This window comes from Vibrio sp. 1978 (genome assembly GCF_033344345.1).
On record NZ_JAWPOP010000529.1, the window covers coordinates 1 to 668 of the forward strand.

The following is a 668-nucleotide window of genomic DNA, read 5'->3' on the forward strand; positions in this document are numbered from 1 at the left end:
TGTGTCGTTCGCTTTTCAGAACAAGGTTTGAAGTCAGCCAACGCATCCCGATGTGCCAGCAAGGTGTCAGCTTGACCGAGCAGGGATTCGGCGTGCTGGAACAGGTGCCTAAGAATGTTATCTGGAATGATCTTAGTCTTGGCTTTGGTTGATTGTTTGTGCCCGGCCAGGGAGACGGCCGAGCTTTCTGGCCAGGGGTGACCAAACGCGCTTGGGGTATCCCGAAGGAGTTGCCAGCATCGCTCAACAGCAAAGAACTTATGCGCCTTCGTCTGACTGGCAAGTGGATTGAAGGGTCTTTTTGCAGAAGTAAGGCGGTGGACGAATTCCACATAGCGGGCGGCTACCAGAGGCGTCACCTTCTCCTGAGTGCTAATCCCCTGCTCGTGTAACCAGTTCAACCAACACACCAAATCGCCGAACAACACTTTAATAGTGCCATTGCTCAGCTCGCGCTCTCGCCAGATTGACCGTGCCAGGATAATTTTGGCCTCGAATCGCAGCTGCTCCCCGGTGATCCGAGCAAAGTTCAATTTTCGATCAGCGTCATTCCGGTTTGCCGTGCTCTTCGATTTCGGCAACCACCACTCCGGATCTTCGTATCGTGAGAGTACGTACAGCAACCCGTCGGCCCGATCTGTGGTGATGATACCGTGCAGTCCCTCACC

At 54.0% G+C, this 668-nt stretch carries 1 protein-coding gene; it reads right to left on the reverse strand.

Annotated features, from left to right (window positions below; genetic code table 11):
• Positions 1-581, reverse strand: a 581-nt coding sequence (locus R8N49_RS27640) for a hypothetical protein (RefSeq protein ID WP_318190518.1), incomplete at its 3' end; no start/stop codon positions are given.
• Positions 582-668: the final 87 nt, after the last annotated feature.